Genomic DNA, 21,595 nt, shown 5'->3' on the forward strand with positions numbered 1-21,595 from the left:
GTCGAAGGGCCGGGCGTCGGTCAGGGCCGGGCGGGCCAGTTGCGCAGCAGGGTGTCGAGCGCGTCGAGGATCTCGGTCCAGCTCTCCCCGGAGCCGGGGGAGCTGTGCCTGAAGGCGCCGGCCGTCTCCAGCTCCACGAAGCCGTTGAAGACACTGCCCAGGAGCCGGACCGCGTGGGTCTCCTGGAGCTCGGTCAGTGCGTAACCGCGCAGGACCGCCCGTGTCATCCGGGAGTGCCGCAAGCCCGCGCTCGCCGCCGCCGCTTCCGGGTCGAGCCGGAAGCGGGCCGCGGTGAAGCGCCCCGGGTGCTGGAGGGCGTAGTCGCGGTAGGCGTCGGCGAAGGCGCCGAGCGCGTCCTTGCCGGCCCGCCCGGCGATGGCTGCCGACGCCCGGTCGGCGAGCTCTTCCAGGGCGAGCAGCGCGATCTTCGTCTTGAGGTCATGGGCGTTCTTGACGTGGGAGTAGAGACTCGCGGTCCTGATGCCCAGCTTTCGGGCGAGCTCCGAAGGGGTCACGTGCTCGAAGCCGATCTCGTCCGCCAGCTCGGCCCCCGCCCGTACCACCCGCTCCGCGGTGAGTCCTGCTCGTGCCATGCCACCCTCCGAACGCTTCTCCATGATTGCCTAACCAAATAATAATTTGCCTAACGCTATTAGGCAAATTAGCGTGGGTCTCATGGAACCGCTGACCGAAAAAGAGATCCGTGCCGCATTTGTCAACTGCACCAAGGGCGAGGCCAAGCGCCTGTCCGTGCCGCGTGACCTGGCCGACCGCCCCTGGGACGACCTGGACTTCCTGGGCTGGCGCGACCCCCAGGCCCCCGCCCGGGCCTACCTCGTGATCCCGTCCGACCGGGGTGTCGTCGGGGTCCAGCTGCGCTCCTCCGACGCCGGCTCCTGGCAGACCCGCCGCAGCATGTGCTCGATGTGCGTGACCACCCACACCGGAGGCGTCTCCCTGCTGGTGGCCCCGAGGTCCGGGAAGGCGGGCCAGCAGGGCAACTCGGTCGGCGCCTATATGTGCAGCGACCTCGCCTGCTCGCTCTACGTACGAGGGAAGAAGGACGCGGGCGTCGGGGCGCGGCTCCATGAATCGCTGACCCTGGAGCAGAAGATCGAGCGCACCATGGCGAATCTCGACGCGTTCGTGGCCAAGGTGAGGGCCTGAGGTCGCGGGTGTGAGGCGTCAGGTGTGAGGGGCGGGTGGCGGGATCAGGTCGACGGCGCTCCCCGGTCCCGCAGCCGCTCGGCGAAGGTGCGGGCCGCGGACAGGTCGTCGGCGTCGGGCCTGTGCTTGTTGATTCCACCGAGGAGTCTGAAGGGCGCCCAGGTGTCGAGTGCCCGGCACGCGAAGCTCCCGTCCACGGCGAACCCTCTCTCTTCGAGGCGGCGGACCAGGGGGCGGGTGTACGGGATCACCGGCGCTTCGGGGAGGCCGCTGGTGGCGAACACGAAGGCGCGGACGTCCGGCCGGTCCGGACGTCGTCCGGTGGGGAGGAAGTTCACGAAGTCGGTGAGGCGCGGGTGGAGTCTGCCGTAGAACACGCCGGAGCCGAAGCCCACGAGGTCGGCGGCGGCCAGTTCCCCCGGATCGGCCTCCTCGGGACTGACGACCTTGGCGCCCAGCGGCCGGGCCATGGTGTCGGCGATGCGAAGGGTGTTGCCGTGCGACACGGAGACGCACACGATGACGGCCTTCACTGCGAATTTCCCCTCTCCGGTTTCCGCGGCGCTGCTGCGGTGCGCGCGGTGCTCGCGGTCCTGGTTGTTCGTGCGGTGCTTCCGAAGTGAAGACAGCGCAGCACCACGGGATATGACACCGCGCCCGTGTTACGTGGGCCACACGCGTGGCGCCTGCCCGCGGAGGGCGTACACGCCGGCCCCGGACGGCACGATTCCGGACGTCGTCGTGAACGTTTCCGGCCGTCGGCGCCCCGGTGATCCTCCCGGCGCCGGTCCGTCGCACCCGTGGGACCTGAGCGGATACGGCACGGCTCGGGCGGGTGCGAAAGACATCGGCCAGATCGGCCGTCCCGAGAACTGGCCGGTCCGCCCATCGACCACATAGGTGCCTGAGGCATCCAATTGGTGTGCGGTGCGGAGCGACCCGCTCCGCACCCATCACCGAGCTCTGCGAGGCGACCGCTCCATGACGGAATCCACGACGGAACCGGCCCGCCAGGACCCTGCCCCCACCTGCCCCGTCACCCGACCCGGCGCCGGACCGGTCACCGCGACCCCGGCCACCGCCACACCACCCACCGCCACACCCTTCCCGCAGGACCGCGACTGCCCCTACCACCCGCCCGCCGGCTACGCGCCGCTGCGCGAGGACCGGCCGCTGAGCCGGGTCACCCTCTACGACGGACGCCCGGTCTGGGCGGTCACCGGGCACGCCCTGGCCCGACGGCTGCTGGCGGATCCACGGCTGTCCACCGACCGCACCCACCCCGCCTTCCCCGTACCGGCCGAGCGGTTCGCCAACGCACGGCAACGGCGCGTGGCCCTGCTCGGCGTCGACGATCCCGAGCACAACGCCCAGCGCAGGATGCTCATCCCGAGCTTCTCCGTGAAGCGGATCGCCGCGCTGCGCCCCAGCATCCAGGAGACCGTGGACCGGCGACTGGACGCGATGGAGCGGAAGGGGCCGCCGGCCGAGCTGGTGGCCGACTTCGCGCTGCCGGTGCCGTCGATGGTGATCTGCGCGCTCCTCGGGGTGCCGTACGCCGACCACGAGTTCTTCGAAGAGTGCTCACGGCGGCTCCTGCGCGGCCCGGCCGCGGCCGACGTGGACAGCGCCCGGGCCGAACTGGAGGAGTACCTCGGCGCCCTGATCGACCGCAAGCGGACGGAACCCGGGGACGGGCTGCTGGACGAGCTGATCCACCGCGACGGCCCGAACGGACCCGTCGACCGCCAGGACCTCGTCTCGTTCGCCGTGATCCTGCTCATCGCGGGGCACGAGACGACGGCGAACATGATCTCGCTCGGTACGTTCACGCTGCTGGGACACCCCGGACAGCTGGCGGCCCTGCGCGCCGGCGAGACGACGACGTCGGTGGTGGTCGAGGAACTCCTGCGGTTCCTGTCCATCGCCGACGGGCTCCAGCGGCTGGCGGCCGAGGACATCGAGGTGGCCGGGACGACGATCCGCAAGGGCGAGGGCGTGATGTTCTCGACCTCGCTCATCAACCGCGACACCGAGGTGTTCGCCGATCCGGAGACGCTCGACTGGGACCGGTCGGCCCGCCACCATCTCGCCTTCGGCTTCGGTGTCCATCAGTGCCTGGGCCAGAACCTGGCGCGTACCGAGCTCGACATCGCGCTGCGCACGCTCTTCGAACGGCTGCCGGACCTCAGGCTCGCCGTACCCGCGCACGAGATCGAGCACAAACCCGGGGACACGGTCCAGGGCCTGCTGGAACTCCCGGTGGAGTGGTGAGCGGCATGGGCGTCCGGGTCGACAAGGAACGCTGCGTGGGGGCCGGCATGTGCGCGCTGACCGCTCCGGACGTGTTCACGCAGGACGACGACGGGTTCAGCGAGATGCTTCCCGGCCGCCCGGCGGCGACGGGCGACCACCCGCTGGTACGGGAAGCCGTACGGGCCTGCCCGGTGGGCGCGGTGGCCCTGACCGGCGACTGACGGACCCGGGGCCCGGTCGCCGCGACCGGGCCCCGGCCCGCCCGGTGGGGTGCGACGCGGTCGCACCCCACCGGGTTCCGCGGTTACGCGGCGGGGGTCGGGTTGACCGTCACCCAGCCCTTGTTGTTGCCCGGCTCGGGGTCGTGCGGGAAGCCCGTGCCGGTAATCACCGGCTGCAGGGCCACACGGCCCCTGGCGTCGGGAACGACGCTGTCGACGCGCAGGTCGAAGCTGAACGTGCGAACGGTGTTCTCCAGCACCCAGTACGACATCTCGCACACGTAGCGCGGCGCGCCGAGGTGGCCCGGGCGGTAGCCGCCGGCGAGCGTCCGCGCCTGGCACGCCTCGGGGGCGCCGGTGACGGTGACACCCTCGGGAACCGTGAAGTCGACGAGGGCGACCGGGTCGCCGGAACCGAGGTTGCCGAGCCAGCCCGGCCCCTTGTTACGGAAGGTGAGGGAGGCCTTGACCGTCTCTCCGGCGGCTCCGCTCACCCGGGAGCCACGCACCGCGAAGTCGGCGGTGTTGACCGCGTTCACGGCCACGATCCCGTAGTTGTCGCTCGTGTCGATGTCGGTGGCCCCACCCGCGGGCCGCACATCGATGTCGAGGCGCTCCCGGAGCGCGTGGTCCGCGACGGAGATCCGGAGCGGCTCCGGCAGCGTGAAGGTGTCACCGGGCCGGAGCACCTGGTCGAAGGCGCACTCGGCGTGCGACATGGGCGCGTACGCGCCGCCCGTCTGCGTGTACGCGCACGCGGCGTACCGCGCGTCGAACCCGAGTCCGTACGACGCGGCCATGCCGAGCGTGAAGCCCTGGGCGGGCTCGTGACCCTCGTTGGTCACCGAGAGCGGCACCGTGTGGACGGTGCCCGGAGTGGCGCCCTCGACCGGGGCGAGCCCGTTCAGGACGAGGTTCGGGCCGGAGGCGACGGTGAGCGTCGTCTCGAAGGAGTCCAGCGGAGCCTCCAGCGTCCCCTCCGGGCCACCGGTCGCGGTCGCGGCATAGGTGATGCGGCCGCGCGCCCCCGCCTCGGCGGTGTCGGCGGCACGGACCTCCAGGCGCACCTGGGGGCTGTAGTCGTCGCCGATCGCGGGCACCTGGGCGACGCTGCACACGGCGGTCGTCCCGGTGGGCGCGCAGTTCTCCGGCCAGGTCACCTCGGCCATGTGCGCGATGCCGGAGACGTCGACGGTGAGACGGCCGTCCGTGACGGTGAAGTTGTCGTTGTCGTGGTAGAGGCCGACCTCGACAGGTGTCCCGGTCTCGGCTCCTATCTGCAGGTTCTTCTCGTACGGCGCGTTGATCCACAGCTGATCGGACTCCGCGGCGGACTCCACGGCGGAGGCCGGCGCGGACAGACCGGCCAGCAGGATTCCGGCGGTCGCGACGGCGCTGGCGCCGAAACGTACGAAAGGATGGACGGAGACGGGTCTCATGGCTCTCCAGTGACTGGGCACGATGCATTCCCGCCGAGGACTGAGGTGCCCCCGGCGCCAGTTGGACGATCAAGGAAGCCGTGGGGTTGTGCGGGTGGTGACGTGACCCGTGCCCGTACGCGTACGCCGACGCCCCGTCGGTCGGCGCGCACCGCGCGCCCCGTCAGATGGCCCGCCTGTACGCCCCGTCAGACGGCCCGCACCGCGCCGGTCGGCCGGGTCCCGCAGCGCTCCGGCCGGGCGGGGCCCGCACCGCAGGTACGGTGCGGGCCCCGCCCGTTGCCCGTCCGGATCAGAGCCCGAACTCCTGCGGGGACACCCCGAGCGCCGCACAGGCCTCCCGCAGCACCTGCGCCTCGGCCGGGGCGATGTACCCGTCCGCACCGGCGATCACGAAGCCGGTCTGGACGACCGCCTTGGCCTCCACGGGCTTCTTCGCCGCCTTGGCGATCTCCTGCATCGCCTCGGCCTTGCCCTGCGGGAAGTTGGCCATCATCTGGTCGACGTGCTTGTTGAACCTCTGCCTCAACTGCTCGGGCGGAAAGTTCTGCAGGACGTCGTTCTGCACGATCAGCGACTCCACGTGATGCCGCTCCGCGGGGTCGACGGACCCGTCGGCGGCGGCCACCAGAGCGCACATCGCCATACTGGCGTCCCGATAGGCCCCGCTCTTGAGCTCCGTCTTGAGAGAGCCGAGCTGGGACTTGAGCAGCCCGACCAGCTTCTCCTTCGAACCCCCGGAAGCCCCGGTACCCGACTGCCGCCCGCCCGCGGCGGGGCCCCGCGCGCCCTGCGACTGCTGCTGCAGGCCCTTGGCCTGGTCCTTGATGCGGTCCCACATAGCCATGCGTGCCACCTAGTCGATCGGTTCGATGTTCCGCGCGATGTGCGCGGCCAGTTGCAGCGACTCTTCGCGGACCGCTTCCGGCGGCCCGCGAAGGGTGATCGGCGGGCCGTCCCTGGCAAGAAGCTCAGGACGGTTCACCGGGTCGTTCATACGAGGTCCTGCTGCCGATCAGCTCGACGGGCGCGCACCCGGCGAACGATCGCGACCGCCAGCGCGGCGACGACCAGCACCAGAACGGCCTTCGAGAGCACGCCGACGTAACGCTCCACGAGATCCCACTGGTCACCCAGCAGATATCCGGCCATGACGAGGATGAAGTTCCACAGGAAGCTGCCGAGGGCGGTGAGGAGTACGAAGGTGGGCAGAGGCATCCGCTCAATGCCTGCCGGGACGCTGATCAGACTGCGGAAGATCGGAATCATCCGGCCGAAGAAGATGGCCTTCATGCCGTGCTTGACGAACCAGGCCTCCGTCTTCTTCAAGTCGGACACCTTCACCAGCGGCATCCGCTCCCACAGGGCGTACATGCGGTCCCGGCCGAAGAGCGCACCGATCTGGTAGAGCGCGACAGCCCCCACCACCGACCCCAGCGTGGTCCAGAACAGGGCGGAGTACAGGCTGATCACGCCCTGTCCCGCGGCGAATCCGGTCAGCGGCAGAATGACTTCGCTCGGCAACGGAGGAAAGAGATTCTCCAGGGCGATCGCCAGCCCGGCCCCGGGGCCACCCATGGTGTCGACGAGACCGGTCGCCCACCCTGCGATGCCGCCGGACGGCTCCGAGGCGAGGTGGAGTTGATGCATGTGCGTTGCTCCAGGACTGAGTAGAGGAAGGGCTGCGGAGGGCGACGGCCGAAGGGATTCCCGAAAAGGGCGTACTTCTGGATTGCCGAATTCGGCCCCGGGATTACGCGAAGTGCGATGTGGTGCGCGTTTCAGGGAATGCCGAAGAACGCACCGTCGAACGATGTCAGGCGATTCGGGGCCCGCAGGGCTGCCGCAGGAGAAGCGAGAGGTGACAGAACGACAGAAGCGTCAGCAGCTTCAGGAGTTCAGGGAGTTCCGGGTTCTCCGGGATTTCCCGAAGGTGAAGGCGTCGGCCGGTTCGCTCAGCAGCGAAGGATCCGGGCACGGTCAGGACCGCGCGACTCGGAGTGCGAAGCATGCTGCCGGGCCACGCCCGCCGCGCAGTCGTGAAGATCCGGCGAGGTGAGGGGAACGGCCGCCTGAACAGTGGGCGAGACCGTCGTGTTCCCCGCCTTGTGGCGGTGCTGGAGCGTGACGTCGCCGTCCAGGCCCTCCAGCGGAGTGTTCTGCCCCGACGCATCGATCACGGAGACGGCTTGAGAATGAGCTGCCGTGTCCACGGCCCCCGGAGTCGGGGCAGGGGCACCGAAAGCGAACGCGGATACGATCAGGAGCACGGCGATACCGGCGAAGAAGGCCAGCATCTCCCTGCAGCGCATTCCTACGCTCCCTGTCCCGTGGATTCCGCTCGTCCGAACGAAGCGTCAAAGCGGCCCGGTGAACGGTCGCCGCAGGGCTGCACTCTAACAGCCCTGGATGAAGGGAACCTGAAGCCCATTCAGCCGTCCGCTCCGCCCTCGGCAGCTCAGGCTCACCCGCTACGGGCCGCTCAGAGGCGATGCCCATGCCCAGTCGTGCCGAGGTCTGCCCATCAGGTGCGTGAGCAGGCTCTCCGCCGTGTTCGGGGCGGTCTCGTGCGGGGCGCCCGCCGCGATGAGGGCGGTGCTCAGCCTTGCCGGTGCCGACCGTGGCACGTCCAGTTCGTCGAGCAGCGGAAGGAGGAGCAGCAGGCGTGCGGTGGAGTCCTGGACACCCTCGGCCTCGGGGTCGGGGCTGTCGGCGATGCGGACCAGCTCACGCCAGGGCAGCCCGGTCGCCGAGAACCCTCCGTCCCCGCCGGTGATCCGCCGCGCGCGGCTCCGGTCCGGGCGGGTGAGGAGGTGGTCGATGCCGTAGTCGCCCACCAGGTTGCGGTAGATCACCACGACCCCGGTGCCGTCCGCGGCCGGTACCCGGAACACCGGCCAGCGCTCGGGATCGAACAGGACCTCGGAGAGGGCGTCCGTGTCCGCGCCGTCGTCGCCGAACCACTCCGGAACGGCACGCTCGGCGCCCGTCCCGGCGCCGCCCATCGCCATGAGGTGGTTCGACCAGAAGCCCGGTCGCGTCAGCAACGGCTCTCCGGGGACCAGCGGGCCCTCCTCGTATCCGTTGATCAAGACTCCACCTCGTTGTGGCTCATCGCGGTGACCTGACCGTCCGTCGGGCGGTCCGCCCGTCGTCGTCGGGAGCGCCCGATCGTACGAAGAACCCATCCGGGTCCGGCTACCGGGGGTGCACGGAAGCGAGCCGCGGCGAGCCTCGGCCACGCGAACGACCGCCGATGCAGGATGGCCGGGGTGGCCCAGGACCGCCCCCGTACCGCACTGTCGCGTGGAGAGGCCCCGGCCATGAAGCAGCCCGACGAACCACCGATCCCTTTGGCCGGCGGCCCAGGACCGCGCCCGAACCATCCGAACCATCCGAACCATTCGAACGAGCGGGCCCGATCCGGCGTCGTGACGGTGGCGGCGTGACCGCCCCTCCGCCCGAGGGAACGCCGGGCGACGGCCGTTACGGCGAGGCGTACTTCCGCCCCGACCGGGCGGGCGAGGCGGAGCGCATCGACTTCGGGGCCCTCGCCTACGACGACCTGACCATGGCCCGGCTGCTGGCGCTCGGAGCCGGCCCGGGATGGCACTGCCTCGACATCGGCGCCGGGACGGGCACCGTGTCCCACCGGCTGCTGGGCGAGGCCGGGGTGGGAAGCGTCCTCGCCGTGGACCGCGACGTACGGTTCCTGAACGCGCGCCCCGCACCCGGCCTGGAGGTGCTGCAGGCCGACATCACCGCCCCCGGCTTCGCCCCCGGACGCTTCGACCTCATCCACGCCCGCTTCGTGCTGATGCACCTGCCGGAGCGGGACCGCCTGATCGGCGAGCTGGCCGAACTCCTCGTGCCCGGCGGCGTCCTGGTGCTCAGCGACGCGGTCGACCTCACGAGCGACCGGCCGCCGACGACCCCGTACTCCACGGCGATGCGGGCGATGTGGCAAGGACTTCGGACCACCATCGGGACCGACGTCTCCCGGGTCCCGTCCTATCCGCACCTGCTGCGCGGTGCGGGCCTCGAACCCGTCGCCGCCGAGATCCACGTACCGCCGCTGCTTCCCGGCAGCCCCATCAGCCGGTTCTGGGCCGACACCTGGCAGCGCGGCAGAGAAGCGATGCTCGCCACCGGCCTGGTCGACGACGCGGCTGTCGACGAGGCGGTGCACTACCTCGAAAGCACCGCGTGTGCCGCGCTGTCGGCCGGCATGCTCACGGCCTGGGGACACAGGCCGACCGTGACGACCACGCCGTCGTCCCCGCGTCGGACAGACTCCAGCCCCGGGTGAGCGGGGCGAGACGGTGACGGAAACGCCGCTCGGGACGGCCGGCCGTCACGTCGGCCCGGCATGCGCTCGCGCTGACGCCCACTCCGTCACGTCCACCGCACGCCGAGTTCCGAGAGCACGGCGCGCTGTTCCTCGGCGAGCCCGTCCCGGCGGCTCCTGGTGTTGGACAGCCACACCCCCAGCCGCACCTGCACGGGGCCGGGTTCGTCCTCCACCGTGATCTCCTCGGTGTGGGCGCGCGGGACCCGGAGGTGGCCTTCGCGGGCGGTGTACTGGGCGAGCGCCCGTACGCCGCGCTCGAAGGACCCCGTCCTCCCGGCCGCGGGCCGCTCCGGTTCGGCCGGCGGGCGCAGGCCGAGCCGTTCCAGGCGTGCGCGCTGCTCGGGCATCAGGGCCTGCCAGACGGACGGTTCGCGCTGCCGGTGGACCCACGTCCCGACGTCGAGACCGAGCACGGTGACGCCGGGCAGGATCCCGGTGGCGCTGCGCTCCTCGGCGAGCAGCAGGCGGGCGGCGGCGTAGTACCGCTGCCAGTCGACCGGCCACCGCGGATTCCAGTCCGGGTCGATCGCCGCGAGGGCCTCACGACGGTGCGCCGCCCGCTCCTCGTTCCTGCCGAGGCCGCCGGGCCTGCGGAGGTTGGCGAGCCACTGGCCGACCGCCACACCGTCCGTCACGGCGTCCTTCGGAGCGGCGAGCGTGGCGTGCTTGGCGTGGTAGGCGCGGGCGGCCGCGAGCTTCTTCCGGAAGGCGGCGTCCGCGACGGACCAGACCATGCCGAGCTCGTCGAGAAGTCCGGCCCGCCACGGCTTGAGGGTCCCGAGCCGGAACGCCCTTCGCTGCTCGCTGACCCAGGACCCGAGCGGAAACGCGCCCTCGCCGCCGTCCAGGGGGACGACGGTGCCCACGGGAACGCGGGCGTTTCCGTGTTCCCGGGCCCAGGCGTACAGGGCGTGGTATCCGGTGAGCCAGACCTCGGAGTCCGGCTGCAGGACGCGGGTGCGCAGGAACGCGGCGATGACACCGGGGTCATGGGGCCGGGAGAACCGGAGCAGGGGCACCCCCGCGTCGCTCGTACGCGTGCCAGTACGCGCGTCCGCGCTGCCGGGCGGGCCCGGGGCCGGGGTGCCTGACACCGTTTCGTCGTCGGTGTCGTCCTCCTGGACCGGGTCGAGGCCGACCACGGAGAGTGCCCTGCCCCGGGCGGTCGTGGTGCGCAGGGCCATGCGCTCGACCAGCCGTTCGTCGTGGGCCCGGAGCCCCTGCAGCACGGCGACCAGAGGGCGGTAGCTCGGCGAGGCCATCATGCGGTCAGGGTCCTCGCCGGGGCGGAGGAACACCGGGACGACCAGCCGGGACACCTTCCCCTCGCCGGGTTCCTGGCGCAGACCCCGGCCGGTGATCTGCACGATCTCGACGGGGGAGCTGCGGGTATCGGCGAAGACGACCCCGGCCACCCCGCGCCCGCCCCGGATGTCGACCCCCTCGCCGAGCACCCGGCAACTGCTCAGGAAGCTCAGGTCGGTCACCCAGCCCTCCGCGTCCAGCCCGTCCGCGAACCGGCTCAGCACGGCCCGGCGGTGCGCGGCCGGGTGCTCACCGCACAGCCAGTCCGCGCCGATCCGTTTCGGATACGCGACCGGGTCCACCGCGTGGAGTTCGGCGGCGGTCTCCGGGAGGCCGCGGGCGAAGGCCATGGCGTCCAGGGTGCGGGAGTGGAACGTCATGAACGACCGCATCCCCGTGGTGTCCGCATGCTTCAGCAGCGCCGCCCGCAGCGCGGCGAGCCGCCGGCCCCGTCGTTCCTCCGAGGACGCGTCCGGCCCGGGCGGTGCGGGGTCGCGGATCTCCAGTACGTCGATCTCGAACCGCGCCAGGACCCCGCGCTCGACACTCTCCATCAGCCCGAACTCGTACAGCACCGGGCCGTAGAGCTCTTCGTCGTCCATCGACGCCACCAGCCCCCCGCCGGGCACGTCCGGCGCGGCGCCGGCGCCCGGTGACGCCTCCCACAGGCGTGGGGTGGCCGTCATGTACAGCCGCCGCGCGGCGGGGATCCGCTTCTGGTCGTGGACGGCCGCCCACGCCTTCCCGGGATCGCCCGAGGTCCGGTGCGCCTCGTCGACGACCAGGAGGTCGAAGGCGCCCATGCGCTGTCCGTACGAGCCGAGCAGGGCCCGCTCCAGCACACCCGGGGCCGCGCCGGCCCCGCCCTGGTCGTCCCGGTCGCCCTGGTCGTCCTCCAGACCTTGGGGCGACAGGCTCGCGTACGTGGCGAACACCAGCATCGGCCCGCTGCCGGCCCACAGCGCCAACTGCGTGGGGTTCGTCGTGCACCGGACGTCGAGAGCTTCGAGCAGCGGGTCGGAACCCAGACCGCACACCGCGACCGCCGGACCGTCGTGCCCCACGGCACGCCAGGACTCGACCGTCTGCGTCAGCAGGTCCAGCGTCGGCACCAGGACACCGACCAGGCCGCGCGGGACCAACCGCCGGGCAGCCACCGCCGCCATGACGGTCTTGCCCGTGCCGGTCGCCATCCGGACCTGTCCGCGTAGGCCCCGAGCGGCCACCGGACCGTCCGCGGGCGACGCGGTGGGGGAAAGGCCCTCGATCACGGCATCGACGGCCTCCGCCTGATGCGGGCGAAGGCTGAACCCCTGCACACTCACCACTCCTGACTCCCCGTGTCCGACGGATTCGAGGGATACGACGGACCGACGAGCCCGGACATCAGACAATAGCGAGGCTCCGGTGCTCCGCCCGCGCATCTCCGCCCGGGAGAATCGCATCAGACCTCGCGTCCGGCACCGTCCAACACGCGTCCAACATATGCGCAGATGATGTCCAATTGTTGTACGGTGGGTCGGTGAGTGAGAACAGTGTCGAAGCGCTCCTCGAAGAGGCCCGCCTGACGGCCGCCATTCCGCCGCCGGCCGAGCGGCAGCGGCTGCGTGAAGCGGCCGGGCTGTCCCGCGCCCAGGTCGCGTCGGCGGTCGGGGTCGGACGTTCCACCGTCGCCAACTGGGAGACCGGCGTCTCCGATCCGCAGCCACCCGCACGCCTTTCCTACCTGCGCCTGCTGAAGGGCCTCGTCGAGATCTACCCGGCCGCCCCGGCGTCCGCTCCCGCCACGGCCCCCGACCCTGCTCCCGGGCCCGCGTCCGAACCCACTCCCACTCCCACTCCCACTCCCACTCCCGCGCCTGCTGCCGTCGCCGACCCCGAACCGACGGTGCCCGTGCCCGCGTTCACCGGCCACGACACGCTGCGCGGCCCGGACGGGCTCGCCGTCGAGGGCGAGCCGGGCCCCTGCGTCCGCTGCGGAGTCACCACCACCTTCCGGTCCACCGACGGCCACCCGCTGCACGCCGGCGCCTTCTGCGTACCCGCGGCCCCCTCGAACGAGACCGCGCCCACCCCCGCCGTCACCCCGGCAGCAACCGTCCCCGCTCCGGCAACCGCCTCACCCACCCCGGCGCCGGTCCCGACCCGCCCGCAGCGCCGGGCCAGGTCGGCCGCCCGCGCCCAGGCCGAGACGACCTCGCTCATCGGCCGGGCCGTCCAGGAAGAGGCCGAGCGCTCCGGAGGGGACGAGGAAGCCGCGCTCAAGGCCCTGGTCAAGCGGGCGATCCCGGACGTGATGCACCTGTTCAACGAGACCCGGGCCACCGCACGCTACGACTACACCGCCTACCCCGCCCTGCCGGACATCCTGAAGAAGCCCTCGAAGAAGGACCCGGACCAGATCTGGGAAGCCCGTCCCCGCTTCCACCACCCCGGCTACTCCCTCAAGGCCCCCGGCGACATCCGGGTCACCGCGCTCGACGTCAACGCGGCCTATCTGTCCGCGCTGAAGTGCTGGCTCCCCATCGGAAAGCTGGACCACAGCACCGGCGCCGACGGCGTCGAACCCAAACGCTCCGGTGTCCACCTGATCACCCCCGCCCCGTGGACCCACCCGCATCTGCCGGACCCGATCGGCGACCGCGACGAACCAGGCGCTCTCTGGGTCACCAACGCCACCCTGCGCCTGCTGCAACGCCTCTCCGGCCCCAAGCACGGTCTCACCGAGGCGCCCGTCATCCACGAGTCGTGGACGTCCGGCGCCACGGAGAACTTCCTCGACGCCCTGCGCAAGACCCTCGGGGCCGCCCGCGAGGCAGCCATCGCCGAGGACGACTTCCTGACGCTGGAGTACGTCAAAGCGATGTACAGCAAGTTCATCTCGACGATGGGGGAGTCGATCCACAACCGGGAGATGGTCCGGCCGGACTGGATGCACATCATCCACAGCCAGGCGTACGCCAACCTCTGGGGCAAGGCCTACAAGGCCCACCAGGCGGGCCTCGACGTCGTCGCCATGACGGGCACCGACGAGCTCCACGTCACGGGCGACTGGCGGCAGGTCTTCCCCGAGGGCCGGGGCGTGGCCCAGATGAAGATCAAGTACGGCGAGGGCAGGGCGTCCGGTGAGTACACGATCGGCACGGTGACCCGCTGATGGCAGGCCGCTGGATGAACCTCGGCCAGTACAACGCCAACGGCGTCCCCGGCGCCGACGCCCTCGGCATCGCGATCGAGAACATGGTCACCGGCATCGCCTCACCGGTCGACACCGAGCGCGGCCTCGCCGCCCGCCTGCGCTACCTCACCACCACCGACGCCGGCTACGAGGCCATGGACCGGGCCGGCATCCATGTCTCCCCCCGCACCCTCATCGCCTGGCTCGCCGAGGAGCGCACCCCCAACCGCGCCAACCGCACCCGCCTGGACGCCGCCTACTGGGACCTGCGCCGCCGCAACGTCGCCGCCGACCTCAAGCACCGGCTCAACAACAACGGCCGCGGCACCCGCGTCGAGATCAACCCCGTCGACCAGTCCGAGGTGGAGCGCAAGTACCGCCGCGATCTGGCCGGCCGCAGCATCAACGTCCGCGGTGTCTGGGACCGGGCCGTCGACGCCTGGCTCGACGACGACGCCCAGGAGCTCGACGCCATCTGGGACCGGATCATCGAGGACCTGGGCTCCGACTACGACGGATACAGCAACGTCTCCTCCATCGGCTGGGCCGCCTGACCGTGCCCACCGCACACGAACCGGCGGAGCCTGACCGGAAGGCAGAAGGAAACATGACTGGGCAACGCGACCGTTGGGCGGAACTGACCGGTGGAGAGGCCGGGGAGGAGTACGCCCGCAGGTTCGCCCGGCTCGCCGCATCGGGCCACGACATCCACGGCGAGGCCACCTTCTGCGACACGCTGCTGGAGCCCGCCGCCCGGGTGCTCGACGCCGGCTGCGGCACCGGCCGGATCGCGATCCGGCTCGCCGAACTGGGCCACCACTGCACCGGCGTGGACGTCGACTCCTCGATGCTCGCCGTCGCACGCCGCGAGGCACCCACCCAGGAGTGGCTCCTCGGCGACCTGTCCCATCTGGACGCCCTCGGCCTGGAACCGGGGTTCGACCTGGCGCTTGCCGCCGGGAACGTCATCCCCCTGCTGGCCCCCGGCACCGGACCGGCCGTCGTCGGGCACCTGGCAACCACGCTGCGCCCCGGCGGACTGCTGGTCACCGGCATGGGACTGGACGCGGCACATCTGCCGCTGCCCGAACCGCCCGTGACCATCACCGAGTTCGACGACTGGTGCGCCCGGGCCGGACTGACGCTGCGACAGCGCTACGCGACCTGGAGCGGCGACCCCTACGAGGACGGCTGCGGCTACGCCGTGAGTGTGCACTCCCGCCCCACCGCATGAGCACACGGCCCGTCCGCCGCACACCCCATCGCCGTTCCTGCCATCGCGGCTTCCTTCATCGCGGTCCCCTCCTCCTCACGACCCCGGAGACCCCTCCATGTCACGCGTCCTCCTCGTCGAAGACGACCCTTCCGTACGTGAGGGCGTCGAGCTGGGGCTGCGCCGGCGCGGGCACGAGGTCCTCGCCACCGCCACCGGCGAGACCGGCCTGGAGGCCCTGCACACCTTCCGCCCCGATCTCCTGCTGCTCGATCTGATGCTGCCCGCCATGGACGGCGTCCAGGTATGCCTCCGCGTCCGCGAGACCAGCCAGGTGCCGATCATCATGCTGACCGCCCTCGGCGACGGGCTGGACATCGTCGTCGGCCTGGACGCGGGCGCGGACGACTACATCGTCAAGCCCGCCCGCACCGCGGTCATCGAGGCCCGCATACGCGCCGTCCTGCGCCGGATGGAGAGACCGGCGGCCGACGCGAGACCCACCGTCGAGCACCACGGTGAACTCGACATCGACCGCGCCGGCCACACCGTCCTCAAGGCGGGCGAGCCCGTCGCCCTCGCACCCTCCGAACTCAAGCTGCTCCTGTACCTGTCCGCGACACCCCATCAGGTCTTCAGCCGGCAGCGGCTCCTGGAAGCCGTCTGGGAGCACACCTTCCACAGCGACGTCCGGCTGGTGGACGCCTGCGTACGCCGACTGCGCATCAAGATCGAGGACCCGGCCCGCAGCCCTCGGTACATCCAGACGCTGCGAGGCTTCGGCTACCGCTTCGGCCCGCTGTGAGAAGACCCGCGGTGAGCGCCGCGTTCGGGCTGCGCACCCGCCTCGTACTCGCGTTCCTGCTGGTGGCCGCCGTCAGCGCCGTCACGACCGCCGCACTGACCTACCGGGAGGCCCGCAGCGCGGTCCTCGAACGGGCGCAGGACACCGCCGTCGTCTCCTTCCGCGAGGAAGCCGAACGCTTCGTCCCCAGCCTGCCCCTGGACCCGGAATCACTCCGGTGGCACCTCTACGACATCGCGGCACGCTCCAAACCGCATCCATGGATCGTCTTCGCCGAATACGGCACGGTCCGTGTCTCCTCGGGCGACCGCCCCGCCTCCGGGGTGCTGACCGCGAAACTCCGCCGCACCGCGCTCACCTCACCGCACGGCAGCTTCCAACGGGTCGTCAAGGACGGGCGCGCCTACCTGACCATCGGGATGCCGGTGATGACCCGGATCGTCGCGGGCGGCGACGCGGTGCCCAGCGGCCTGGTCCTCTACGCCGTGATGCCCATGACGAACGAGGAGGTGGACATCGACGCACTGGTCACCGCCGCCCGCGACGGCGCGCTGCCGGGACTCGCCGTCGCCCTGGTGCCGGCCCTGCTCGCCGCACGCAGCGTGCTGCGCCCCGTCCGCGCGCTGCGGCGCGCCGCGCACTCCATGGGCGGCGGGCAGCTCGACACCCGTATCCCCGTCCACGGCCGGGACGAAATGGCGGACCTGGCCCGGACGTTCAACGAATCGGCCGCCCGCCTCGAACACTCCGTGCAGGAGCTGCGGGACGCGGGAGGCCGGGCCCGGCGCTTCGCCTCGGACGTCTCGCACGAGCTGCGCACCCCGCTCGCCGGGATGCTCGCTGTCACGGACGTGCTGGACGAGGACGCCGGGACGCTCGACCCGGACACCGCGCGCGCGGTACGCCTGATCAGCGCCGAGACCGGCAAACTGGCCGTGCTGGTGGAGGACCTGATGGAGATCTCCCGGTTCGACGCCCGCGCGGCGGAGCTCAACGTCGACGAGGTGGACGCGGCGGAGGCCGTACACAGCACCCTGTCCGCCAGGCAGTGGCAGGGCCGGGTCCGGGCGGAGCTGCCCGACGGGCTCCGCATCCGCCTCGACCCGCGCCGCTACGACGTCATCGTCGCCAACCTCGTCGGCAACGCCCTGCACCACGGCGCCGAACCGGTCACCGTGCGGCTCACGGCACGCGGCGGCGCCCTGATCACCGAGGTGCGTGACAGCGGCCCCGGAATCGCCGCCGACGCGCTGCCGCACGTCTTCGACCGCTTCTTCAAGGCCGACGCCGCACGGTCCCGCTCCTCGGGCAGTGGTCTCGGACTCGCGATCACCGAGGAGAACGTACGGCTGCACGGCGGCACGATCCACGCGGAGAACGCCCCTGACGGCGGGGCCCGCTTCACGGTGCGACTGCCCTTCGACGGGCCCGCCGCCGGGAACCGAGCGCCGGACGTCCCGCCGCCGGCCCACGACACGGAACCGGCGGACAGCCACAACCGAAGCCACAACCGAAGGCGCGAGCGAGGAAAGGAGGCCACCTGATGAGGAAGCAGATGTTCCGAAGGCGACCGGCAGGCGGCCTCGCCGCGCTCCTGGTGCTCGCCGGAGGACCGCTCGCCGGATGCGGCATCCAGGAGACGGACGTGATCCAGGCGGGCCGGCCGGCCGTCGGCGATCTGCTTCCTCCGCGTGAGGGACGCGTCCTGTTGTTCTACTTCTCTCCCGACGGGGAACTGCTGCCCGTGCCCCGGATCGTCCAGGATCCCTGGCAGGACGCGAACGCGGGTACCACCGGATCGGCCGCCGCCGATGAGGGGACGGGCGCGTCCTCGCCGCTGGCGGCCGTCACCGCTCTGCTCACCGGACCGGACAACGCCGAACGGCGGGCCGGGCTGCGCAACGCCCCCACCCTGCCGCGCGCCCCGACCGCCGCCGACCGGGTCGTGGCGGACGGCTCCACCGTCGAGGTCGAACTGCGGCTGCCGGTGAGGCGGCTGGCCGCACCCGCCCGCGACCAACTCGTCTGCACGGCCGCGTACGCGGCGCACACGAAGGGGGCCGTGTCCGTCAGCCTGGTCGGGCAGGACGGACGCCTCGCGCCGGCCGACTGCCCCGTACGCCCGGCCCCGGCCCCAGCACGCTGATCCCGTACGAGAACGAGCGGCCCGCCGGAACCGAAGCTCCGCCGGGCCGCTCACCTCACCTCATCTCACGCCGGGCCGTGTTCCCCCTGCCCGCAGGCGCCTCACCTGCCGAAGAAGGCGTTGTGGACCGTGACCGTCGACTCGTTGCCCTTCCTGTCGAGGACGACGGCCTTCAGCGATATCGCCTTGCCCTTCTCCGGGGCGCGCACGGTGACCTTGCCCGCAGAGACCTCGGCGGGCAGCCACTTCCCGTCCTCGTACGAGACCAGCACCCGCAGCGACTTCGGACCGGCTTCGGCCGCCGCGCCCTGCACCACGACGGGGAACGTCTGCGTGCCGCCCGCCGGAACGGTGGAGTCCAGCGCGAGCCGCGGCAGGAAACGGACCGTCGATACCGGCAGCGTGACCGGCGTTTCGGTGCGGGCCGAGGTGAAGGTCCACGAGGCGTCGATCCGGGTGCCCGCGCGATGGACGGCAGGGTTCCGGCTGATCGTGGTCGCCACCTTGTACGTCGCGGACTCCGCAGGCAGCGTGAAGAGCCGCTCGTCGATCGCCGCGTCCTCCTTCGCGTACAGCACACCGTCGCGGTGGATGGTGGTGCTCGCACCGGCGTACCGGGTGAACCCGGGATGGCCCGCTCCGTCACTGACCAGCGTCAGCGAGCCGTGGATGTCGTCGCCGTCGCGGACGATCCCGTCGCCCGCGTTCACCTTCGGGCCTGCCACGCCGACCTGGAAGTTCTCGGCGTGCGTGGTTCCCGGTTCGAACCGCCGTGTCCCGTCGAAGGTGTGGACCGCCTCGATCCGCCGGTTCCCCGCCGGGTCCTTCTCGCCCAGCACACCCGCCGCGATGTTCCAGACGGCCTCGTCGTCCGTCGACAAATACACCTTCCGGGTACCCGGCACCTTGTGGACGGAGAAGAGCGGGTCGACGCCCCCGTGGGCCAGTTCGCCGTACGCCTTGACGATGCCGTCGACGCCGGGCACGGACGAGCCGATGCCCACCTTGACCAGGGCCATGTTCCTCGTCGTGTAGGTCTTGCCGTAGCCGGTGGCCAGCTTCGGGACCAGGCTGCCGGCGAGCGCGTTGTACTCGGTGTCACCGCGCTCCCAGTGGGCGGACCACTGCTGGTAGAGGGAGGACTCGCCGGTCACCGGGGGCCCCTGGTGCGCGGTGCGGACGTTGTCGAAGCTCGTGAAGTCGCTCCACAGCGTGATGCCCGTCTCGGGCGTGTTGAGGGCGTACATCATGCCCGCGCGCGTCGGCGTGGCCGTCGCGTCCGGCACCGTGAACGACACCGGGCGGGTGGTCCGGGCGTCGAGCTCGACCGTGGTGGGGCCGGTCACCGAGAACTGCGGGTTGTTGATCAGGTCGGCGCCCTTGCCCGGGGCCGCCGGGTCGACCAGCAGATCGGCCGAGAGGTTGTAGGTGCCGCGCGGCAGCCGGACCGTGGCCGAACCGGACGAGAGGTCGGGGAAGAACCGCAGGCCCGAGGCGGAACCGCCGTGCCCCTTCAGGTCGGCCTGCCAGCCGGTGCTGGGCGCGCCGTCCCGTCCGGTGGCGGTGAAGGTGACGTCGTACGACTCCGGCTCACGCTCCACCGCGGCCGCCGTGCGCACGCTCTGCCCGCCCCCGGACGCGACGACGGTGGCCGAGTAGGAGCCGTCGACCGTACCGCCGAGGCGGGTGTCGGCCGTCAGGTCCACGGCGGCGGTGCCGCCCGCCGGGACCGTGACCCGCGGTGCCCCGAGGGTGAAGAACCCGGCCGGAGCCGGCTGTCCGTCCGCGCCGGTGGGCGCCGCCAGCGACAGATCCAGCGTCACATCGGCGCTGCCGTGGTTCCGGTACGTCACCTTCCCGGTGACGGGGGAGTCGTCGGCGTGCGGCCACGGCTGGGTGCCCAGTGAGACCGAAACCGGCTCGGCGACGACCGTCCGATCGAGCGCCCGGTCGACCGCGAGCCGGCCCGCGCCCTGCTGGAACACCGAGTGGGAGCCGCCCTCGGCCGAGCCCGTCAGGGCGGCCTTGAGCTGGGCGCCCGTCCAGGCGGGGTTCTTCTGCTTGAGGATCGCGGCCGCGCCCGCGACGTGCGGCGTCGCCATCGACGTACCGCTCAGGCTGTGGTAACCGGGCGGGTCCTGCCCCGCCACGCCCGCCGCGGCGGCCGCCGTGATGGACACGCCCGGCGCGGTGATGTCGGGCTTGACGGCCTTGTCACCGGTCCGGGGTCCGACGCTGGAGAAGTCGGCGATCAGGTCGTCGTCGTCCACGGCGCCGACGGTCAGGGCCGCATCCGCGCTGCCCGGCGATGCGATCGTGCCCTGCTCCGGACCGTTGTTGCCCGCGGCGATCGTGAACAGGACGCCCTTCTCCGCGGAGACCTTGTTGACCTGGGCTTCCAGCGGGTCGATGCCGGGGGAGTCGAGGCCGCCCAGGCTCATGCTGATGACGTCGGCGCCCTGCGACACGGCCCAGTCGACCCCCGCGATGATGCCGGAGTCGTCGCCGACGCCCTGATCGTCCAGCACCTTGGCGTTGATCAGCCGTGCCCCGGGCGCCACCCCCTTGAACCGGGCGTCCTTCGCCCCGGTGCCGGCCGCCGTGGACGCCACGTGCGTGCCGTGCCCGTCGCGGTCGCGGGCGTCCGGGGAGGCGCTGAAGTTGCGTTCCGCCGCGACCCGGCCCGCCAGGTCCGGATGGGTGGCGTCGATGCCCGTGTCCACGACGGCGATCTTCACACCGGTGCCGTCGAACGACCGGGCCCAGGCCGCCGGGGCGCCGATCCGGCCGGTGCTGCGGTCGAGCGACGCCGTGCGCACACCGTCCAGCCAGATCCGCGCGATACCGGATGTGGTCGCCGCCGAACCGTCGCGCCGCTGACGTGTCAGGGCGTCCCACAGTCCGCCCGTGCCGTCGGTCGCGGCGGAAGCGGTGACGGCATCGGCGTCCAGAGCCGACAGGGTCCGGCGGACGGTGGTCCCGTCGGCGGACCGCACCCCGGCCCGGGCGGACCCGGCCGCGGCTCCGCGGTAGCCGACGATCACCTTGAGACCGGCCCGATGAGCCCTGCGGCTCTCCGGCCCGGCGAGCGCGGTGATGTCGAAGAGCCGCCGGTCCAGAACACCGTCGGCGATCAACTGCCGCGCGTCACGCGGCACCACGTGGGTGCGGCCGTCGTGGATCTCGGTGAAGAAGGGAATGTCCTCCCGGCCCTCGGCCCGCTCGATGCCACCTACCCGGCCCCGGGCATCCACGAGAATCCGGTCGCCGGTGATGAGGGTGACGGTGTGCACGGTTGTACCGGCCGCCGCCAAGCCTTTGGGGGCGGCCGTGCCCGCTGGGTCCGGGCCGTCGGTCTTCCCCGACGCCGGGCCGGTCATGCCCATCGTCACGGCGACGGCGGCCGCCGTGACGGCACAGGCCTTCAATGATCGTTTACGCAAGACAGTCCCTGCTCAGGAGTGATTCGGGCGGGCGAAGTCCCGGCCGCACGGGACGTGTTGTAGAGGTGCGC

General features: G+C 71.8%; 20 protein-coding genes. 10 read left to right on the forward strand and 10 right to left on the reverse strand.

The annotated features are described in order from the left end of the window. Positions 1 to 20: 20 nt before the first annotated feature. On the reverse strand, positions 21 to 593 hold the full coding sequence (locus KV381_RS35890) for a TetR/AcrR family transcriptional regulator (protein WP_030080536.1): 573 nt from the start codon (positions 591 to 593) through the stop codon (positions 21 to 23). Between the two features lie 82 nt (positions 594 to 675). Between KV381_RS35890 and KV381_RS35895 the strand changes: the two genes are divergently transcribed. Continuing rightward, positions 676 to 1,167 carry an FBP domain-containing protein gene (locus KV381_RS35895; protein WP_218787111.1) on the forward strand — a complete coding sequence of 164 codons (492 nt, stop codon included), beginning with the start codon at positions 676 to 678 and terminating at the stop codon, positions 1,165 to 1,167. Positions 1,168 to 1,211: 44 nt separating this feature from the next. Here KV381_RS35895 and KV381_RS35900 read toward each other — a convergent pair whose 3' ends face one another. Further along, the gene (locus tag KV381_RS35900; RefSeq protein WP_218787112.1) at positions 1,212 to 1,700 is read right to left on the reverse strand and encodes a flavodoxin family protein; all 489 of its coding nucleotides are present in this window, start codon (positions 1,698 to 1,700) and stop codon (positions 1,212 to 1,214) included. Between the two features lie 448 nt (positions 1,701 to 2,148). Here KV381_RS35900 and KV381_RS35905 point away from each other — a divergent pair, with 448 nt between their 5' ends. Then, on the forward strand, positions 2,149 to 3,441 hold the full coding sequence (locus tag KV381_RS35905; protein WP_103537523.1) for a cytochrome P450: 1,293 nt from the start codon (positions 2,149 to 2,151) through the stop codon (positions 3,439 to 3,441). Positions 3,442 to 3,446: 5 nt separating this feature from the next. Continuing rightward, a complete protein-coding gene (locus tag KV381_RS35910; protein WP_030080529.1) occupies positions 3,447 to 3,644 on the forward strand; it encodes a ferredoxin in 198 nt (65 codons plus the stop codon). An 83-nt stretch (positions 3,645 to 3,727) separates the two neighbouring features. Here the strand turns inward: KV381_RS35910 and KV381_RS35915 are convergent, their stop codons facing one another. The 6 genes from KV381_RS35915 to KV381_RS35940 all read right to left on the reverse strand — a co-directional run bounded on the left by KV381_RS35915 (position 3,728) and on the right by KV381_RS35940 (position 8,175). Further along, on the reverse strand, positions 3,728 to 5,083 hold the full coding sequence (locus tag KV381_RS35915; RefSeq protein WP_030080527.1) for a hypothetical protein: 1,356 nt from the start codon (positions 5,081 to 5,083) through the stop codon (positions 3,728 to 3,730). A 292-nt stretch (positions 5,084 to 5,375) separates the two neighbouring features. Then, on the reverse strand, positions 5,376 to 5,930 hold the full coding sequence (locus KV381_RS35920; RefSeq protein ID WP_218787113.1) for a tellurite resistance TerB family protein: 555 nt from the start codon (positions 5,928 to 5,930) through the stop codon (positions 5,376 to 5,378). 9 nt (positions 5,931 to 5,939) lie between these two features. After that, the gene (locus KV381_RS35925; RefSeq protein ID WP_158101227.1) at positions 5,940 to 6,080 is read right to left on the reverse strand and encodes a hypothetical protein; all 141 of its coding nucleotides are present in this window, start codon (positions 6,078 to 6,080) and stop codon (positions 5,940 to 5,942) included. After that, positions 6,077 to 6,733: a DedA family protein gene (locus KV381_RS35930; protein WP_193463478.1), complete on the reverse strand. Its 657-nt coding sequence runs from the start codon at positions 6,731 to 6,733 to the stop codon at positions 6,077 to 6,079. Before KV381_RS35930 ends, KV381_RS35925 begins: the two co-directional genes overlap by 4 nt. A gap of 305 nt (positions 6,734 to 7,038) precedes the next feature. Further along, a complete protein-coding gene (locus tag KV381_RS36860; protein ID WP_256995219.1) occupies positions 7,039 to 7,263 on the reverse strand; it encodes a hypothetical protein in 225 nt (74 codons plus the stop codon). Positions 7,264 to 7,554: 291 nt separating this feature from the next. Beyond that, on the reverse strand, positions 7,555 to 8,175 hold the full coding sequence (locus KV381_RS35940) for a hypothetical protein (protein WP_218787115.1): 621 nt from the start codon (positions 8,173 to 8,175) through the stop codon (positions 7,555 to 7,557). A gap of 353 nt (positions 8,176 to 8,528) precedes the next feature. Between KV381_RS35940 and KV381_RS35945 the strand changes: the two genes are divergently transcribed. Next, the gene (locus KV381_RS35945) at positions 8,529 to 9,392 is read left to right on the forward strand and encodes a class I SAM-dependent methyltransferase (protein WP_218787116.1); all 864 of its coding nucleotides are present in this window, start codon (positions 8,529 to 8,531) and stop codon (positions 9,390 to 9,392) included. 86 nt (positions 9,393 to 9,478) lie between these two features. Here the strand turns inward: KV381_RS35945 and KV381_RS35950 are convergent, their stop codons facing one another. Next, a complete protein-coding gene (locus KV381_RS35950) occupies positions 9,479 to 12,058 on the reverse strand; it encodes a DEAD/DEAH box helicase (protein ID WP_256995263.1) in 2,580 nt (859 codons plus the stop codon). 203 nt (positions 12,059 to 12,261) lie between these two features. Here KV381_RS35950 and KV381_RS35955 point away from each other — a divergent pair, with 203 nt between their 5' ends. The 6 genes from KV381_RS35955 (at position 12,262) to KV381_RS35980 (ending at position 18,081) form a co-directional block, all read left to right on the forward strand. Continuing rightward, positions 12,262 to 13,896, forward strand: coding sequence for a DNA-binding transcriptional regulator (locus KV381_RS35955; protein ID WP_218787117.1), 1,635 nt, complete (start codon positions 12,262 to 12,264; stop codon positions 13,894 to 13,896). Then, the gene (locus KV381_RS35960; RefSeq protein WP_030080511.1) at positions 13,896 to 14,471 is read left to right on the forward strand and encodes a hypothetical protein; all 576 of its coding nucleotides are present in this window, start codon (positions 13,896 to 13,898) and stop codon (positions 14,469 to 14,471) included. Before KV381_RS35955 ends, KV381_RS35960 begins: the two co-directional genes overlap by 1 nt. Positions 14,472 to 14,524: 53 nt before the next feature. Continuing rightward, entirely contained in the window at positions 14,525 to 15,151 is a 627-nt protein-coding gene (locus KV381_RS35965; RefSeq protein WP_218787118.1) for a bifunctional 2-polyprenyl-6-hydroxyphenol methylase/3-demethylubiquinol 3-O-methyltransferase UbiG, read from the forward strand. Positions 15,152 to 15,248: 97 nt separating this feature from the next. Continuing rightward, a complete protein-coding gene (locus tag KV381_RS35970; RefSeq protein WP_086779353.1) occupies positions 15,249 to 15,935 on the forward strand; it encodes a response regulator transcription factor in 687 nt (228 codons plus the stop codon). A gap of 11 nt (positions 15,936 to 15,946) precedes the next feature. Beyond that, positions 15,947 to 17,479 carry an ATP-binding protein gene (locus KV381_RS35975; RefSeq protein WP_373461191.1) on the forward strand — a complete coding sequence of 511 codons (1,533 nt, stop codon included), beginning with the start codon at positions 15,947 to 15,949 and terminating at the stop codon, positions 17,477 to 17,479. Beyond that, complete coding sequence (locus KV381_RS35980) at positions 17,479 to 18,081, forward strand: hypothetical protein (RefSeq protein WP_218787120.1); 603 nt, start codon at positions 17,479 to 17,481, stop codon at positions 18,079 to 18,081. The genes KV381_RS35975 and KV381_RS35980 overlap by 1 nt, the downstream gene beginning before the upstream one ends. Before the next feature lie 101 nt (positions 18,082 to 18,182). On the opposite strand, the gene KV381_RS35985 is transcribed toward KV381_RS35980, so the two are convergent. After that, positions 18,183 to 21,524 (reverse strand): S8 family serine peptidase, encoded by a 3,342-nt coding sequence (locus tag KV381_RS35985; RefSeq protein WP_218787121.1) that lies wholly within the window; start codon positions 21,522 to 21,524, stop codon positions 18,183 to 18,185. Positions 21,525 to 21,595 lie beyond the last annotated feature (71 nt).

The organism is Streptomyces sp. WY228 (genome assembly GCF_019287315.1).
Taxonomy (GTDB): Bacteria; Actinomycetota; Actinomycetes; order Streptomycetales; family Streptomycetaceae; genus Streptomyces; species Streptomyces caviscabies.